This is a genomic window from Buttiauxella sp. AC142, from assembly GCF_979253435.1.
In genome coordinates, this window is record NZ_CEEDCH010000001.1 from 3,891,333 (window position 1) to 3,909,346 (window position 18,014).

The 18,014-nt window shown below is 52.6% G+C and carries 14 protein-coding genes; 8 read left to right on the forward strand and 6 right to left on the reverse strand.

The features are described 5' to 3' along the window. Positions 1–26 precede the first annotated feature (26 nt). Positions 27–1,196, reverse strand: a complete 1,170-nt coding sequence (locus AC0IWZ_RS18055; RefSeq protein ID WP_471678768.1) for a M20 aminoacylase family protein — start codon at positions 1,194–1,196, stop codon at positions 27–29. A 14-nt stretch (positions 1,197–1,210) separates the two neighbouring features. Then, positions 1,211–2,545: an MFS transporter gene (locus AC0IWZ_RS18060; protein ID WP_471678767.1), complete on the reverse strand. Its 1,335-nt coding sequence runs from the start codon at positions 2,543–2,545 to the stop codon at positions 1,211–1,213. Positions 2,546–2,715: 170 nt separating this feature from the next. On the opposite strand from AC0IWZ_RS18060, the gene AC0IWZ_RS18065 reads away from it, so the two are divergent. After that, complete coding sequence (locus AC0IWZ_RS18065) at positions 2,716–3,651, forward strand: LysR family transcriptional regulator (protein ID WP_115627222.1); 936 nt, start codon at positions 2,716–2,718, stop codon at positions 3,649–3,651. 47 nt (positions 3,652–3,698) lie between these two features. Here the strand turns inward: AC0IWZ_RS18065 and AC0IWZ_RS18070 are convergent, their stop codons facing one another. Both AC0IWZ_RS18070 and ascF read right to left on the reverse strand, forming a co-directional pair. Then, positions 3,699–5,129 (reverse strand): 6-phospho-beta-glucosidase, encoded by a 1,431-nt coding sequence (locus tag AC0IWZ_RS18070; RefSeq protein WP_471678766.1) that lies wholly within the window; start codon positions 5,127–5,129, stop codon positions 3,699–3,701. A gap of 17 nt (positions 5,130–5,146) precedes the next feature. After that, on the reverse strand, positions 5,147–6,604 hold the full coding sequence (gene ascF, locus AC0IWZ_RS18075) for a PTS cellobiose/arbutin/salicin transporter subunit IIBC (RefSeq protein WP_034498690.1): 1,458 nt from the start codon (positions 6,602–6,604) through the stop codon (positions 5,147–5,149). A 357-nt stretch (positions 6,605–6,961) separates the two neighbouring features. Between ascF and AC0IWZ_RS18080 the strand changes: the two genes are divergently transcribed. Beyond that, on the forward strand, positions 6,962–7,978 hold the full coding sequence (locus tag AC0IWZ_RS18080) for a LacI family DNA-binding transcriptional regulator (RefSeq protein WP_410373676.1): 1,017 nt from the start codon (positions 6,962–6,964) through the stop codon (positions 7,976–7,978). A gap of 43 nt (positions 7,979–8,021) precedes the next feature. On the opposite strand, the gene AC0IWZ_RS18085 is transcribed toward AC0IWZ_RS18080, so the two are convergent. Both AC0IWZ_RS18085 and AC0IWZ_RS18090 read right to left on the reverse strand, forming a co-directional pair. Beyond that, positions 8,022–9,053 (reverse strand): NADP-dependent oxidoreductase, encoded by a 1,032-nt coding sequence (locus tag AC0IWZ_RS18085; RefSeq protein WP_471678765.1) that lies wholly within the window; start codon positions 9,051–9,053, stop codon positions 8,022–8,024. Between the two features lie 96 nt (positions 9,054–9,149). Next, complete coding sequence (locus tag AC0IWZ_RS18090; RefSeq protein ID WP_471678764.1) at positions 9,150–10,670, reverse strand: methyl-accepting chemotaxis protein; 1,521 nt, start codon at positions 10,668–10,670, stop codon at positions 9,150–9,152. Between the two features lie 293 nt (positions 10,671–10,963). On the opposite strand from AC0IWZ_RS18090, the gene proP reads away from it, so the two are divergent. The 6 genes from proP to AC0IWZ_RS18120 all read left to right on the forward strand — a co-directional run bounded on the left by proP (position 10,964) and on the right by AC0IWZ_RS18120 (position 17,883). Further along, positions 10,964–12,469, forward strand: a complete 1,506-nt coding sequence (proP, locus tag AC0IWZ_RS18095) for a glycine betaine/L-proline transporter ProP (protein ID WP_034498723.1) — start codon at positions 10,964–10,966, stop codon at positions 12,467–12,469. A 326-nt stretch (positions 12,470–12,795) separates the two neighbouring features. Then, positions 12,796–14,364 (forward strand): ABC transporter substrate-binding protein, encoded by a 1,569-nt coding sequence (locus tag AC0IWZ_RS18100; protein WP_471680508.1) that lies wholly within the window; start codon positions 12,796–12,798, stop codon positions 14,362–14,364. A 119-nt stretch (positions 14,365–14,483) separates the two neighbouring features. Further along, complete coding sequence (locus tag AC0IWZ_RS18105) at positions 14,484–15,512, forward strand: ABC transporter permease (protein WP_410373673.1); 1,029 nt, start codon at positions 14,484–14,486, stop codon at positions 15,510–15,512. Next, complete coding sequence (locus AC0IWZ_RS18110) at positions 15,512–16,345, forward strand: ABC transporter permease (RefSeq protein ID WP_034498731.1); 834 nt, start codon at positions 15,512–15,514, stop codon at positions 16,343–16,345. The genes AC0IWZ_RS18105 and AC0IWZ_RS18110 overlap by 1 nt, the downstream gene beginning before the upstream one ends. Further along, on the forward strand, positions 16,338–17,174 hold the full coding sequence (locus tag AC0IWZ_RS18115; RefSeq protein ID WP_471678762.1) for an ABC transporter ATP-binding protein: 837 nt from the start codon (positions 16,338–16,340) through the stop codon (positions 17,172–17,174). Before AC0IWZ_RS18110 ends, AC0IWZ_RS18115 begins: the two co-directional genes overlap by 8 nt. After that, positions 17,161–17,883, forward strand: a complete 723-nt coding sequence (locus AC0IWZ_RS18120) for an ABC transporter ATP-binding protein (protein WP_034498735.1) — start codon at positions 17,161–17,163, stop codon at positions 17,881–17,883. The genes AC0IWZ_RS18115 and AC0IWZ_RS18120 overlap by 14 nt, the downstream gene beginning before the upstream one ends. Positions 17,884–18,014: the final 131 nt, after the last annotated feature.

The following is an 18,014-nucleotide window of genomic DNA, read 5'->3' on the forward strand; positions in this document are numbered from 1 at the left end:
ATTCACCGTCAGCAGAAAGTTGTAATTTACGAGCGTAAGAATGACTCAGTCAGCTTGACCCAGTAGGTCGCGCCGCTGGAAATACAGGCATCGTTAAACTGATATAAAGGATGGTGAACCGAGTAATCATTGTTGCCGGTCGCCGTACCCAACCACAAGTAGCAGCCAGGAACTTCTTCGAGCATGAACGAGAAATCTTCGCTGCCCATCGCACTTTTCACCGTCGCAGGATCCGCGACTTTATCAGCACCAAAAACGTCGCGGGCAATCTGCATAGCAAACTCAGTTTGCTGGGGATCATTCACCGTCACCGGGTAACCGAAATCCACCCCAATCGACGCCTTCACGCCAAAACTTTCCGCCTGAGCATGAACCAGCTGCTGAATGCGCAGTTTCACTGCATCACGCACCTCAGACTTAAAGGTACGCATATTGAGCTTCAGCACCGCGCTGTGCGGGATAATGTTGTGCGTGGTGCCGCTTTGCAGGCTCCCGACCGTCACCACCGCTGAATCTTGCGGATCGACATTGCGCGAGACAATAGTTTGGAGCGCCATCACGATCGACGCCCCCGCCACCGTTGGATCAATACAGTGCTCCGGCATCGATCCGTGCCCGCCTTTGCCTTCAAGCGTAATCGTCATGCTGTCTGACGAGGCCATCAACGCGCCAGGTTTAGTGGCAATTTCACCCGCGGGTAACAGTGGGAAGTTGTGCAAGCCAAACACCGCATCGCACGGGAACAGCTTGAATAAGCCGTCATCAATCATGCGTTTTGCGCCGCCAATCGACTCTTCCGACGGCTGGAAAATCAAATGCAGCGTCCCGCTGAATGGGCGATGTTCTGCCAGATAACGTGCCGCCGACAATAAAATCGCGCAGTGTCCGTCATGGCCGCAGGCATGCATTTTCCCCTCATTCACACTCGCCCATGGCAGCCCGGTTTGCTCCTGCATCGGCAGCGCATCCATATCGGCACGGATCCCCAGACGCTTACCACCACTGCCGACTTTTAATGTCCCTACCACGCCTGTTCCGCCCAGGCCACGATGCACTTCGTAACCCCAGTCCGTCAGCAATTGGGCGATGCGATCGCTGGTGCGGAACTCTTCAAAACCTAATTCCGGGTGTTGGTGAAAATCGCGGCGAATCGCGATCATTTCTGCTTCGTTATCAAGAATTTCTTTAATAAGCATAGGGTTATTCCTTTTTATTCATCACAGAAAGTTTTGCGTTCATGCCAGCCAAGCAATGCCGCGAAAGTCACAACGGCGCAGAACATCAAATACCAGGCGGGAGCCATCGGTTGACCGGTGACTTTTAGCAACCAGGTCACGATTAACTGAGCGAAGCCGCCAAACAACGTAACGCCGATGGCATAAACCAACGCCATACCGGAGGCGCGAACCGCTTTTGGGAAGGCTTCGAGGATCAACAAGAAAAAGGCGGCCGAACTGATATTGGCGAGGATCTGATCGAGTGCTATCAGCGCCAGCGTCACGCCCAGTGGTGCGCCGTGCAAAATCGTAGCGAAGATTGGCCAAATCAGGATGAACGATCCCAGCGCACATCCAATCAGGATCGGTTTACGTTTAGGGAGTTTATCCGCCAGTTTGCCGCCAAAAAACGGCACTAATAATGTCAGTGCCGCTGCCGTCAAACTCACCCACCATGAGGTGCTGGCGGGCATATGCAGCGTGTTAACCATGTAAGCAGGCATGTAATAAATGATGATGTAAAACGTGGTGGTACCTTTCATTACCAGCAAAATGCCAAGCAACAAGGCGCGGCGATGCTCACGCCATAACGTCAACGCCGGATTTTCTGTCACGACATTGGCTGTCACCGAGTGGGTTTCAGCAAGCTGGCGGCGGATATACAAACCAATCGGCATAATCGCCAGGCCGACAATAAACGGGATACGCCAACCCCAGTCGTAAAGCTGTTGTTCGCTCAGGACGTGGCTTAAGCCCGCGCCCATTGCGGCACCAAACAGTGCCGCTCCCCCCTGGCTAGTCATCTGCCAACTCACCCGCGAGCCACGGCTGGACTTATGCCCCGCTTCCATTAGCCAGGAAGTTGCCGCCCCCACTTCACCGCCCGCTGAAAAGCCCTGCAACATGCGCCCCGCGACCAACACAACCGGGGCGAGAATCCCAACCTGGTGATAGGTCGGCGCAAACGCCACCATCATCACGCCTAAAGACATCAGGCCGAGGATTAGCGTCATCGCGGCTTTGCGTCCGTGCTTGTCTGCGTAGTTACCGAGCACCAGGCTACCCAGCGGGCGCATGACAAACCCGACACCAAATGTCGCCACCGCCAGTAGCAAAGAGGTGTAATCGTCGGAGCTTGGGAAAAACAGATGACCAATGATCACCGAGAAAAAGCTGTAAACCGCAAAGTCGTAAATCTCGAGGCCATTGCCAAGAGTGACGGCCACCAACGACTTAAAGTTGGCGCGCTCCGGGACCAACGGCGCATCATACGGAAGCGAGGATGAGACTCCTCCATCCACCTGGGCATAGCTGACACGCTGTTTCATGCTCACGTCCTTTTTTGTTACTCAGATGTAAACAAACTGGGGTTGATTTAACTATCTGCATAAAAAAAGAACATTACAATCATAAAAATTAGTTATGCCTTTGGTTATCTTATTTGTATTGTGAGAGAGCAAAATTTGCACCACGGCGATGATTCAGGCGGGACGGAAAATTGAAAATCAAACTAAATCAGTTAGATATTTTGTTGGAAGTTGCAGCGCAAGGCAGCATTGGTAAAGCGGCGAAGGCGTTACACCTCACACAACCCGCCATTTCTAAAACCATTCAGGAAATGGAAGCGGAAATCGGCATGCCGATTCTGCAACGCTCATCACGCGGCGTAACGTTAAATGAGTATGGGCAGGTTTTGCTGCGCCATGCCCGAGACATTGACCGCTCTTTGCACCAGGCACGTGATGAAATCGACAATCTGCTCGGCAAAGCGATGCGCCAGTTACGGGTGGGATTCACCTCTGCCGCCTCTTACGGGCCATTCACCAACACGCTGATTCAATTCCAGGCTCGTTACCCGGGAGTGAAACTCATCGTGATGGAAGGCCGCCCGCAGCAAATTCACGATGCGCTGGAAAACCAACGGCTGGATATCGCGGTGATTACGACGGCCAATCACACCTCGCAAAACAGTATGTATTACGAGTCGCTGTACGCCCTGAGCAACACGGTGATCGCCGGAAATCAGCATCCCGTCACGCACACGACGTCGCTGAAAAAATTGATGGATTATCCGTGGCTGGATTGGGATGAACCGGGTGAACATTCCATTCTTGGGCAAGTATTTCGCCGCTACAACCTGCCGCTGCCGCAAAATATCATCCACTGCTCATCGCCATGGATAATGGCACGCATGATGGAACAAACCCACGCGGTGAGCATGTGGACGTCAGTGCGACTGCGTTTTCCAGGCTACAGCCCAAACCTGCGCCCGCTGGTCTTGCGCGAAGTTTTACCGGCCAGCAGTATCGGCATTTTATGCCCGAATATTGCGCGGCTTTCCACGGCTGGAAATACCTTTATGGAGATGCTGCGAATTAACACACGTGACTGGTTACAAGATAGCGATGCGCTGGAGATGGTGGTGCGGGTTTAAACATTTTATTGCGGCCAGGCTTCAAAGCCAGGCCGCATGACTCACAATCAGCTTAAATCAGCGCCATTGCTGGCAATCACTTTCTTATACCAGTAAAACGATTTTTTGCGTGTGCGGGCCAGAGTACCGTTGCCCTGATCGTCGCGATCGACGTAGACGAAGCCATAACGCTTGCTCATTTCACCGGTGGATGCCGCGACTAAATCTATGCAGCCCCACGAGGTGTAACCCATAACTGGAATGCCGTCGTCGATGGCGTCGGCCATGGCTTTGATGTGCTCGCGCAAGTAGCTAATACGATAGTCATCGTTGATTTCGCCCTGCTCGTTAACCACATCTTTCGCACCGAGGCCGTTTTCCACCAGGAACAGCGGTTTCTGGTAGCGGTCGTACATCATGTTCATGGTGATTCGCAGACCCAGCGGGTCGATTCCCCAACCCCATTCGCTCGCCTGAATGTGCGGGTTTTTCAGGGATTTCACGATATTTGCCGCATTACTGTTGTTATCGTTCATATCAGCCGATGCACAACGCGAGGCGTAATAGCTGAACGAAACAAAATCGACGGTATTCTTGAGAATTTCATCATCGCCCGGCTCGATTTCTAGCGTAATGCCTTTCTCGCGGAACACGCGTTTGGTGTAAGACGGGTATGCGCCGCGCGCCTGCACATCAATAAAGAACAGATTCTCACGGTCTTTTTCCAGCGCCGCCCAGACATCTTCAGGCTTGCAGGAGTATGGGTAGAAATTCCCGCCCGCCAGCATGCAACCCACCTGATTGTCCGGATTCACTTCGTGGGCAATTTTCGTCGCCAGCGCACTCGCCAGCAGTTCGTGGTGCGTTGCCTGGTATTTAACTTGTTCTTTATTATCACCTTCTTCGAACACCAGACCTGCGCCAGAATACGGGCTATGCAGCAGAATGTTGATTTCGTTGAAGGTCAGCCAGTATTTCACCAGCCCGTCGAACGCTTCAAAACAGGTGCGCGCATAGCGGGTGAAAAACTCCACCATTTTGCGGTTACGCCAGGAGCCGTACTCTTTCACCAGATGCATCGGCACATCAAAATGGCACAACGTCACCAGCGGTTCGATACCGTACTTTTTGCATTCAGCAAACATGTCGCGGTAAAACGCGATGCCTTCCGCGTTTGGCGTTAATTCATCGCCATTAGGGTAAATACGGCTCCAGGCAATCGAGGTGCGAAATACGGTAAAGCCCATTTCCGCCATCAGCGCGATGTCTTCTTTGTAGCGATGATAGAAATCAATGCCGACGTGGCTCGGGTAATATTCGTCATCGCGCAAACTAAAGCGCTTCTCGATACCCAGTTTTACCGATAAACGGTCTTTGCCATGCGGGATCGTATCGACGGTGGTCAGCCCTTTGCCGCCGTCAAGATAAGCACCTTCAGCCTGGTTCGCCGCAATCGCACCGCCCCATAAAAAATCCTTCGGAAATAGAGATTCGCTCATGAGATTCCTCTTCTTAATTAGTTAGCGCTTGCAGATGCAACAACGGCGTTTGGCTGTACCTGTTCTTTCTCGTTACTTTGCTCTTGTTCAACCGGGATATCTTCAAAGCCCAGCAACAACGTCAGGAAGAAAGAGAGCACCACAGCCAGAATCATCACGCCAAACACCCATACAATGCTCATCGGATTTGCCGGGTCAAAGAACTGCACACTAGTGAATAAGCCTGGGGATGCCATCGAATGACTCGCCAGCCCGCCGATTCCGGCCACCGCACCACAGACAAAGCCGCTGATTAATGCCGCAATTAATGGGCGTTTCAGACGCACCGCCACACCGTAAAGTGCTGGTTCGGAAATACCCGCCACAATCGCCGAAGCCGCAGCGGCCAGCGCAGTCTGGCGCAGTTCAGGGTTTTTCGTTTTCCACGCCACTGCCAAAGATGAACCGCCAAGTGACAGGTTGGCACCAATTTCAGAAGGCATAACCATCCCTTCTTTGCCCGTTTCAGCAATGGTTTGAATAATAGATGGTGTGAATACACGGTGCATGCCCGTCATCACCAGCAGTGGCCACAGCGCACCCATAATCGCCACCGACAACCAACCTAAATAGTGGTGAATGGTATAAACCAGGGAAGAAATACCGGTACCAATCCAGATACCCAGCGGGCCAATCAGCATGATGGCTATCGGGGCGGAGATCAGCACAATCAGCATCGGTTTGAGGAAGTTTTTCGTCACCGCAGGCGTAATGCGGTCAACCCAACGTTCGATGTACGACAGAATCCAGGTCATGCACAACGCAGGAATAACGGTGTAGGTGTATTTTACCGCCGTGACCGTCATGCCCATAAATTCAACATGTTGGCCCTGGGCCGCTTTCGCCATCAGGTCAACAAAGTTCGGGTGAACCAGCACGCCAGCAATGGCAATCGCCAGTGACATATTGGTTTTGAATTTTATCGCGGCAGAGGCCGCAACCATGATTGGCAGGAAGAAGAACGCGCCATCGCCAATCACGTTCAGAATAATCAGCGTGGACGAGCCTTTGTCGAATACGCCGGTCATATCCAGAATCATGGCCAGCAGTTTTACCATCGAGCCGCCGATAATCGCCGGAATCAACGGCGACATGGTGCCAATCAGCGCATCCAGAATCCCGGCACCAATCCGTTTCAGGGTGATTTTATTTTTGCCATTTGCCGGAACCGCTGGCTGCATACCTTCTGGCAACAGTTTCAGCACTTCAGCATAGGCCTGAGAAACGGTATTACCGATGATCACCTGGCACTGGTTTTCGCTGCGAACAACACCCAGCACGCCATTGATAGCTTTCAGTTTCGCGGTATCCACGATGCTGTCGTCATTTAAAACAAACCGCAAACGCGTCATGCAGTGTGTGACTGCGCCAACGTTTCCTGCGCCACCAATTGCGTCCACTATCGACTGAGAGACTGCCGCGTAATTCTTAGCCATGAGTTACCACTCTTTCTTATTTAAATTCATGCAGTTGCAAATGTCATTACCGGTAATATCACGCCAGGCTGTAGGGTTCTGAGAAATAGGTAACCGGTTCCACATTAGATTGACCAGGCAAAACAAACAGATCAAACACTAATTTTTCATATTGTTAATTTTGTGATTACGATCGCCATAATCGGCCTTTTAAGGCCACTAACACCGCTTTCATACCCTAAATAATTCGAGTTGCTTCGAGGGGGCGAGGTCACTCAGCCAACAAAGAAGCGGCTTGAAGTATGACGGGTATAGGGCAGTATTTTGTCGCTGCGGAATGTGTAAAATGGGCGCAATCATCAAAGCCAGGAAGCTCCCATGTCGACAATGCTAGAAGTGGCAAAAAAAGCCGGTGTCTCAAAAGCCACCGTTTCACGCGTTTTATCCGGCAAGGGATACGTGAGCGACGCCACCAAAGAGCAGGTTTATAAAGCCATTGAGGAAGCAGGATATCGGCCAAATTTACTGGCACGTAATCTGGCGTCTAATAAATCGGAATGTATCGGGCTGGTCGTGACAAACACGTTATATAACGGCAGCTATTTCAGCGAAATACTTTCTCAGGCCGCCAAGAAATTAGAAGACAATGGTCGCCAGCTTATTCTGGTGGACGGTAAACACAGTGCGCAGGAAGAACGCGAAGCCATTCAATTTTTGCTCGATTTACGTTGTGATGCGGTGATTATTTATCCGCGCTTTTTATCCATTGATGAAATGGATGAAATTATCGATCAATATAAACAGCCCATCATGGTAGTGAATCGAAAATTAAGAAAACACCAAAGCCACTGTATTTGTTGTGACCATAAAGGTTCCAGCTATCTGGCCACCAAACATCTTATTGAGCGCGGTCATCGTGATATTGCTTTTATTACCGGATCGATGGATTCCCCTACCGCGATCGAGCGTTTAGCCGGATATAAAGAAGCGTTAAATCAATATGATATTGGCATTAACGACAACTTAATTGTGCAAGGGAAATGGACGCCTGGCAGCGGAGTCTCAGCGGTAGAATCGCTGTATCAACGGCAAGATAAGATCAGCGCGATCGTCGCCAGTAATGATGAAATGGCGATCGGTGCCATGAAGAAATTAAACGATCTGGGAATTTCGGTTCCCGGTGAAATATCAATTATCGGCTTCGATAATATCCCTACCGCACCTTATCTCTCCCCGGCGTTATCCAGTGTTAAAGATCCCGTCAGCGAAATGATCAGCGAAGTGATCAACCGTTTAATTTCAATGCTGGATGGCGGGTATTTGTCCAAAGAGAATATATTTACATCGGATTTATTAGTGCGGAATTCGGTAATAGATGGGCCATATAAAAAGTAAAAAAATGGGTGGATAAGCATTAGCCTCATCCACCCTTTTCACCTTATTCGGCGACTTTCACAATCACCTTGCCAAAGTTCTTGCCGCTTAACAAGCCGCGGAATGCTTCAACGCTATTCTCCAGACCGTCGACAATATCTTCACGGAACTGAATTTTACCTTCCGCCAGCCATTGGCTCATCTGCTTAAAGAATTGCGGGTAACTGTCGCTGTAATCCTGAGAAATAATAAAACCTTGAACACGCAAACGTTTTTTCAGAATGGTGCCCATCAACAGCGGCAAACGATCCTGCTCAAAAGCGCTGTTAGCGCCGTTGTACTGGCTGATGACGCCACATACCGGAACCCGCGCTTTGGTGTTCAACAGCGGCAGAACGGCATCAAACACGGCCCCGCCGACGTTTTCAAAATAGACATCAATGCCTTTGTTACAGGCTTTTTCCAGCTGTTCGGCAAAATCTGGCGCTTTGTGGTCAATACAGGCGTCAAACTTCAGCGTTTCTGTGACGTAACGGCACTTCTCAGCACCACCTGCAATCCCGACGACTTTTGCACCGAGCAATTTCGCCACTTGCCCCACCACTGACCCGACCGCACCGCTGGCCGCCGCAACAACCACGGTTTCTCCGGCTTTCGGTTGCCCGATATCGGTCAGCCCCATGTATCCGGTAAAACCAGGCATGCCGAGCAAACCGAGCGCATACGACGGGTGTTGCATATTCGGGTCTAGTTTCTGCACGTCGCTGCCATCAGACAACGCGTAATCCTGCCAACCGGTGTAGGCCAACACCAGCTCACCCGCTTTATAGTCCGCGTGTTCAGATTTTTCGACACGGCAGACGGTGCCTGCACCAATGACATCGCCAATGGCCAACGGCGCGGAATAAGACTCGGCATCATCCATACGCCCGCGCATATACGGGTCGAGGGATAAATAGAGTGTGCGCAGCAGCAACTGGCCTGCCGCAGGCTGTGGAACGGGCTCTTCTTCCAGGCGAAGATCCTGATCGGTTGGCATACCTTGCGGGCGCTGCGCCAGGACAAAGCGGCGGTTAATTTGGGACGACTGCGTCATAACGCTCTCCATTGATAGGGTCGTGAGTAAAAATTCAATTAGTCCCAGACTAGCTAATAATCCTCCGACATGGGGTGAAAAATGTGCCATTTAACATCAGTGCAAAACCGTCACCGCATCTTCGAGGCGCGTCGCCCGGTGCTTCACCATCGCCGACACTTCCGCACTTTCTTCGACCAGCGCCGCATTTTTCTGTGTGATAGCGTCCAGTTCTGCGACCGCTCGCGTTAAATCAGACAATCCTTCGGCTTGCTCAGAAGTGGCAAGGCTGATCTGCCCCAAAAGCTGCGTCACATTGCGCACCTGCTCGACAATATCATTCATGGTGCGCCCCGCTTCGTGAACCTGAATGGTGCCGGACTGCACTTTGCTGGCGCTGGCATCAATCAGTTTGCGGATATCGTTGGCCGCCGTCGCGCTGCGTTGTGCCAGGTTTCGCACTTCACCGGCAACCACGGCAAAACCTTTACCCTGCTCTCCGGCACGCGCGGCTTCCACCGCCGCGTTCAGCGCCAGAATATTTGTCTGGAACGCAATATCATTGATAAGACTGGTAATGGAGCCAATACGCTGGGTGCTGTCGGCAATGTCATCCATGGTCGTCACCACGGTTTCCATCGCTTTCCCGCCGTGCGCTGCGGCCTGGCTCGCAGAACTGGAAAGTTTATCGGCGGCGGCGGCAGTTTCTGAATTGTTCTGCACCGATACCGCCATCTGGCTCATGGTGGTGACGGTTTGCTGCACATTCTCCACGGACTGGCGCGTGCGTTCATTCAATTCCACGTTCCCCTGCGCCAGCGTTTCACTCCCGCTACGCACGTTTTCAACCTGGTGGCTGACATCATGAATCAGCCAGCGGCACATCAACCCAAGCTGGCCGATAGCGCGTAACGTCATGCCGATTTCATCGGTCCGCGCCAGATGCTGCACGGTCTGTTGGTTTCCGGTTGCTACTTCAAGCGCCTGGCGAGCGACATTTTCCAGCGGATGCGCAATTTGCCACTCAAGTAGCAAACAACCCAGCACGCTCGCCAGAGCGCTAATCAGCACCGGCAATGCGCCCAGACCCAGCGAAACAGAAGCCGCCATCATCAGCAAAAACACGCCGCTCATAATCAAACGAATACGGCCACGCAGTGGCAAGGCCGGGATTTTCCCCAGCCAGGTTTTGCCAATAACCAGCCCCTTAAACAGACGGCGCTGGCAACGCCCTTCCTTAAGCGCCTTGTAGAGCGGCTGGACGGCGGCAATTTCTTCCGGTTTCGCTTTAGTGCGAATCGACATATATCCGGTTGTTTTCCCGTTTCGCACCACCGGGATGACATTCGCTCGCACCCAGTAGTGATCGCCATTTTTGCGCTGGTTTTTGACGATACCGGTCCACGGCTCGCCTTTTTGGAGGGTGAACCACATGTCAGCAAAGGCAGCTTTGGGCATATCTGGGTGGCGCACCAGGTTGTGCGGCTGGCCTGTGAGTTCGTGAAGTTCGTAACCACTCACTTTCACAAACGCATCGTTCGCATGGGTAATGATGCTTTTCAAATCGGTAGTCGACATCAATGTCGTGTCGTCGTCGAGCAGGTATTCATGCTGTGTAGCAGCCGTGCGCGCAGTCATAGCAACTCCCTTGGCAGGTTATCCAATTGTTAATATTTTTAGTGGCATTGTTATTTCGGCGCTGCAAAAATTTCCTTTAGCGGTTAAACTTGACGACGATCACACTTTTTTAACTAAGCCATATTTTTTATAATGATTTTGGATGGGGAACACATTTCCCATTAATTTCATGAAGTTATTAATGAAAATGTCATAGTGACGCTAAGTGCTGGAGTTTTGACCTTCAATTTGCAATCGGCACACTACACTTAGTATGGGACCGTTTAGCTCCCGCAAGGAAAAAGAGGATAATAATGTTAAAAAGGAAAAAGAAAGTCAGACCTATTAAGGTCAGTGACGTCACCATCATCGACGATAGCCGTCTTAAAAAGGCGATTACCGCCGCATCGCTTGGCAATGCGATGGAATGGTTTGATTTCGGCGTGTACGGCTTTGTTGCTTACGCGCTCGGTAAGGTCTTCTTCCCGGATGCCAGCCCAAGTGTGCAGATGATCGCCGCACTGGGTACGTTTTCCGTTCCCTTCCTGATTCGCCCGTTGGGTGGCCTGTTCTTCGGTATGCTCGGCGATAAATACGGGCGTCAGAAGATCCTGTCCATCACCATTATCATTATGTCATTGAGTACCTTCTGTATTGGCCTGATTCCGTCGTACGCGACAATTGGTATCTGGGCGCCAATCCTGTTGTTGCTTGCGAAGATGGCGCAAGGGTTCTCAGTGGGTGGTGAATACACCGGTGCTTCAATCTTTGTTGCGGAATACTCACCAGATCGTAAACGCGGCTTTATGGGCAGCTGGCTGGACTTCGGTTCGATAGCCGGTTTTGTCTGTGGTGCGGGCGTGGTGGTGCTGATTACAGCGATTGTCGGTGAAGCCAACTTCCTCGAATGGGGCTGGCGTCTGCCGTTCTTCCTGGCGTTGCCATTAGGGATTATCGGCCTGTATTTGCGCCATGCGCTTGAAGAGACTCCTGCGTTCCAGCAGCACATCGAAAAGCTTGAACAAGGCGATAAAGAAGGCCTGGCTGAAGGCCCTAAAGTCTCCTTCAAAGAGATTGCGACGAAACACTGGCGCAGCCTGCTGACCTGTGTCGGCATCGTGATTTCAACCAACGTCACCTACTATATGTTGCTGACGTATATGCCAAGTTACCTGTCGCACAACCTGCATTATTCCGAAGAACATGGCGTGCTGATTATTATCGCCATCATGATTGGGATGCTGTTTGTGCAGCCGATGATTGGCCTGCTGAGTGACCGTTATGGCCGCCGTCCGTTTATCGTCTTCGGTAGCGTGGCATTGCTTGTTCTGGCGATTCCGGCCTTTATTCTGATTAACAGTAATGTGCTGGGGCTGATATTTGCTGGGTTGCTGATTCTGGCGGTCGTGCTGAACTGCTTCACCGGGGTGATGGCTTCGACTCTGCCCGCCATGTTCCCGACGCATATTCGTTACAGTGCGTTAGCCAGTGCCTTTAATATTTCGGTGCTGGTTGCGGGTGTGACCCCAACGGTTGCGGCGTGGTTAGTGGAATCCACCGAAAACCTGATGATGCCCGCTTATTATCTGATGGTGGTTGCGGCTATCGGTCTGATTACCGGTCTGACGATGAAAGAGACGGCGAATAAGCCGCTGAAAGGCGCAACGCCTGCGGCGTCTGATATTGCCGAAGCGCGTGAAATTGTTCAGGAACACCACGATAACATCGAGCAAAAAATCGAAGATATCGACCGTGAAATTGAAGAATTACAGGCGAAGCGTACCAACCTGGTGGATCAGCACCCGCGCATCAACGAGTAATCTTTAGCAGCATCACAAACGCCGGGTTAATGCCCGGCGTTTTCATTTCAGGCTTTAACCCTCATTCCTGGCAGGAATTGGTTATGTCTAAAATTTATAAGCAAAGTATTTTTTGGACTTTGTGAATATCCATAACTCACCTAACGTAACCGGCTCAAAGAATAACAATTCATACATACCCAAAATAATTCGAGTTGTAGCTTTGTAGGGTGGATAAGCGCGAGCGTCATCCACCATTTACGCCCGTGGTGTCGGATGACGCTGTGCTTATCCGACCTACGAAGAGTCATCAGTCTCATATTCTTCCTTCTTAAGCAGGGTGCCACATGCAAAGAAAAGCACTGCCGTTACTGCTATTGGCTGCAATCTCCGCCAGCAGCTATGCCGCTACACCGCCAAATACCTTGATTGTCGCCCAGGGGCTGGACAATATCGTCAGCCTTGACCCTGCTGAAGCGAACGAGCTTTCGAGCATTCAAACCGTACCAAGTTTGTATCAACGCCTGGTTCAGGCCGACCGTGATGACCCGGCAAAAGTGGTCGCAGTGCTGGCCGAAAGTTGGGAGGGCGATGCGGCGAATAAAAAACTGACGATTAAACTGCGCCCGGATGCCAAATTCTCCTCGGGTAATCCGCTGCGCCCGGAAGACGTTATCTTCTCGTATACCCGCGCGGTGACGCTCAACAAGTCCCCGGCGTTTATTCTCAACGTGTTGGGCTGGCAGCCAGACAACATCGCCAGCCAGTTGAAAAAGGTCGATGACCACACGCTGGAATTACACTGGACGGCAGACGTTAGCCCGGCGGTGGCGCTGAATATTCTCTCCACGCCGATTGCCTCTATCGTGGATGAAAAAGCGGTTTCCCCAAATGCTAAAGCCGGTGACTTCGGCAACGAATGGCTGAAGATGCACTCGGCGGGCAGTGGCCCGTTCAAAATGCGCGTTTACCAGCCGCATCAGGCGATTGTATTAGACGCCAACCCAACATCACCGGGCGATGCGCCTAAAGTTAAAAACATCATCATTAAAAACGTGCCAGACCCGGCCGCTCGCCGCCTGCTGATTCAGCAAGGTGACGCAGATATCGCCCGCGATTTAGGTGCGGATCAGACCAGCGCGCTGGAAGGCAAACCGGGCGTTAAAGTGTTGAGCATCCCTTCTGCCGAGCAGAATTACATGGTGTTCAACGCCGGTAACAATGCTAACCCGCTGCTGAAAAACCCGGCCCTGTGGGAAGCGGCTCGCTACCTGGTCGACTACGAAGGCATCACCAAAGACTTGCTGAAAGGCCAGTATTTTATCCACCAGAGCTTCCTGCCGGTGGGCTTTGCTGGGGCGTTGGATAACAATCCATTCAAATTTGACCCGGCAAAAGCGAAAGAAATTCTCGCGAAAGCAGGCATCAAAGATGCGCACTTCACGCTGGACGTGGAAAACAAACCGCCGTTTATCACCATCGCGCAGTCTATGCAGGCAAGCTTTGCCCAGGGCGGCGTGAAGATTGATCTTCTGCCAGCCGCAGGTAGCCAGGTTTACGCTCGCGTTCGTGCTAAACAGCACCAGGCGGCGATTCGTTTGTGGATCCCGGATTATTTTGACGCTCACTCCAACGCCAGCGCTTTTGCCTACAACGACGGCAAAGCGAGCACCGTGGCAGGCTTAAACGGTTGGCAAATTCCTGAGTTGAATAAGCAAACTCTGGCGGCTGTCGCCGAAGCAGACCCGGCAAAACGCCTGGATCTGTATAAGAAAATACAGGAAGAAGTGCAGCATAACTCGCCATATGTGTTTGTTGATCAGGGCAAAACCCAAATCGTGGTACGTGAAAACGTGAAGGGTTATCAGCAAGGTTTGAATGCGGATATGGTGTATTACGATCGCGTCAGTAAATAAGATTGCCCCTCACCCTAACCCTCTCCCCCAGGAGAGGGGATTGACCGGTTTCTCCCTCTCCCTCAGGGAGAGGGTCGGGGTGAGGGTTGCTTTATCCAACACCATCAAAAGAGTTACCCATGTCTGAAGTCTCATTTCGCCGCCCGTTGCTCACCCTGGCCCAGGGATTGTTTACCCTGGCGCTCACGCTTGTCGGCCTGCTGCTTATCACCTTTGCCCTTTCGGCACTTTCGCCTGTCGATCGCGTGCTGCAAATCGTCGGCGACCACGCAAGCCAGGCCACTTACGACCAGGTCCACCACCAGCTTGGCCTGGATAAACCGCTCCCGGTTCAGTTCTGGCATTACCTGACCCAACTCGCTCATGGCGATTTAGGCACCGCCAGCGCCACCGGCCAGCCCGTACTACAAGATTTGTTCGCCGCCTTTCCGGCAACACTTGAGCTTGCCACCCTCGCGCTGATTATTGGCAGCGTGCTGGGCGTGTTTTTTGGTGTGCTGTGTGCCCGTTTTGCAGGCTCACCTTGGGATTTAGCGGTACGCACCTTCACCCTGCTGGGCAACTCCGTGCCCATCTTCTGGCTCGGTTTGCTGATGCTGGCGCTGTTTTACGCACGCCTGCAATGGAGCGCGGGGCCTGGGCGTCTGGATGATATTTACCAGTACAGCGTCGAAGCCAAAACCGGTTTTGTGCTGATAGACACTTGGCTTTCTGGCGACCGTGATGCCTTCATGAATGCCATCAACCACCTGACTTTGCCGGTTTTGCTGCTGGCCTATTACTCGCTGGCAAGCATTACGCGCCTCACGCGCACCGCCTGTTTAAGCGAAATGAACAAAGAGTACATTACGCTTGCCCGCGCCAAAGGTGCTGGCGACATGACGATTCTGGTGCGCCACGTGCTGCCCAACATTCGCGGCACGCTGTTTACCGTTATCGCGCTGGCTTATACCGGCATGCTGGAAGGGGCGGTGCTCACTGAAACCGTCTTTTCCTGGCCGGGAATCGGGCGTTACCTGACAACCGCGCTCTTCGCCGGAGATACCACCGCGATCATGGGCGGCACACTGCTGATTGGCGTGTCGTTTGTCATTATCAACAACCTGACTGACGTGCTGGTGCGTGTCACCGATCCGAGGGTGCATTGATGCCGTCTTACCTGTTTTTACGCCGTACATTGCGCTCACCCGCCGCCCTTTGCGGCCTGGTGATTATCACCCTGCTGGTGCTGATTGCGGTTTTCGCCCCGCTTATCGCCCCCTTCGACCCGAACTGGCAAGACGCCGCCGCACGCCTGCAAGCGCCCAACGCTCACCACTGGCTGGGTACCGATAGCTACGGTCGTGACCTGCTTTCACGCCTGGTTTATGGCGCGCGTCCAGCAATCGGGCTGGTGCTGCTGGTGACGGTAATTACCCTGCCCGTCGGCTTGCTGATTGGCATTCTGTCTGGCTATTACGGCGGCTGGCTTGAGCGCGTGTTAATGCGTTTTACCGATGTGGTGATGTCGATGCCGCGCCTGATTCTGGCCTTCGCTTTTGTGGCGATGCTTGGCCCAGGGCTTGTGAATGGCGCTCTGGCGTTGGCACTCACCACCTGGCCTGCGTATGCCCGCCAGGCGCGCAGTGAAATCCAACGCCTGCGCCACAGTGACTATCTCGCTGCCGCCGAAATGATGGGCATTCGCGGGCTGCGGTTATTGGTGGGGCATATTCTACCGCTCTGTTTGCCGTCGGCGATTGTGCGCCTGGCGCTTGATTTAGCAGGCATTATTCTCGCCGCCGCCGGGTTGGGTTTCTTAGGTTTGGGCGCAAGACCGCCGATGTCCGAATGGGGTTCAATGATTGCCGACGGTATGCAGGTCATTTTTGACCAGTGGTGGATTGCCGCCATTCCTGGCACCGCTATTTTAATTAGCAGCCTGGCATTTAACTTATTGGGCGATGGTTTACGCGACGTGCTGGAGCCGGGTCATGAGTGAGAATCGTATTGAAGTTCGTGAGCTAAACATTGATTACCCCGGCGCACGCGTGGTGAATAATCTTTCGTTTACGCTGGGCAATGAACGCCTGGCGCTGGTCGGGGAATCAGGCTCTGGTAAATCCATGACGGCGCGGGCGCTGATGGGGCTGGTGCGCAAACCGGGCAAAGTCAGCGCCACTCAGCTCAATGTGTTGGATAACGACCTGCTGACGATGCACAACCGTGGCTGGCAAAACCTGCGCGGGAATGACATCGCGATGGTGTTACAAGACCCGCGCTACGCGCTCAATCCGGTCAAAAATGTCGCCCAGCAGATTGACGAAGCCCTGCGACTGCATCAGAAACTCTCAGCGGCACAGCGCCGTGAACGGATTCGCGAAGTGATCAATTCAGTCGGGTTGCCGGAAAACGTGCTGCCACGCTATCCGGCTGAACTTTCCGGCGGCATGGGGCAACGCGTGATGATTGCTATCGCGCTGGTCAACAACCCGAAAGTGTTGATCGCCGATGAACCCACTTCCGCGCTGGATGCGCGTCTGCGTAACCAGATTCTGGAACTGTTGGTTGAACAATGCGAGCAACGCCAAATGGCGATGTTGCTGATAAGCCATGATTTACCGCTGGTTGCCCAACATTGCCAACGCGTCCTGGTGATGTATCAGGGTCAAAAAGTCGATGAAATGGCCGCCGACCAACTTGCCAACGCCACCCATCCGTACACCCGCACACTCTGGACATGCCGCCCCAATGCAACCACCTACGGCATGATGCTACCCACGTTAGACCGCAACCAGAATCTGCAAGGAGATAGCCATGGCTCTCGTTGAAGTCAATAATTTACGCGTGCAATTTCTGGCAAAAGGCCAGCTTAAAACCGCCGTACGCGATGCCAGTTTTACCCTTAATCAGGGTGAAACGTTTAGTTTGATTGGCGCTTCAGGCTGTGGGAAATCCACCATTTTGCGCGTGCTGGCGGGATTACAACGCGAGTGGCAAGGCCATGTGAAATTACTGGATGGCGCAATTAAACCCGGCGTGCGGTTTCAGGGCGATTTGCGTCGCAACGTGCAAATGGTGTTTCAGGATCCCTACGCCTCTTTGCACCCAAACCATACTATTTACCGGACGCTGGCCGAACCGCTGAAAATTCATGGCGAGTCGCAAATTGTACTACGCGTAGAAGAAGCATTGCAGCAGGTCGGTTTGCCCGCAGACGCTTTGCAGCGCTATCCGCATCAGCTTTCCGGCGGGCAACGCCAGCGTGTGGCTATTGCGCGTGCGCTGTTATTGCGCCCTAAAATTCTGCTGCTCGATGAACCCACTTCCGCGCTGGATATGTCGGTACAGGCGGAAATTCTCAATTTGCTCAACCGCCTGAAACAACAGTTTGGCATGACTTATTTGCTAGTCAGCCACGACGCGGACGTGATTGCGCATATGTCAGACCGTGCGGCGTATATGGCGGACGGCGCGATACAGCATGAGTTCGACCGCGCCGCTCTGGTTCGCGGAGAACACCGCATGGACGCCGCGTAAGCGGCAACATGGCGTAATCGCACCAATAAGCAGCATGACGCATGGTTATGGTGCATAAAAACCAGATATCCCATAGCAAAGCCGCTCCTGACCAGGATATTTGACCGCAAAACGTGACTCTTTGTGATTAA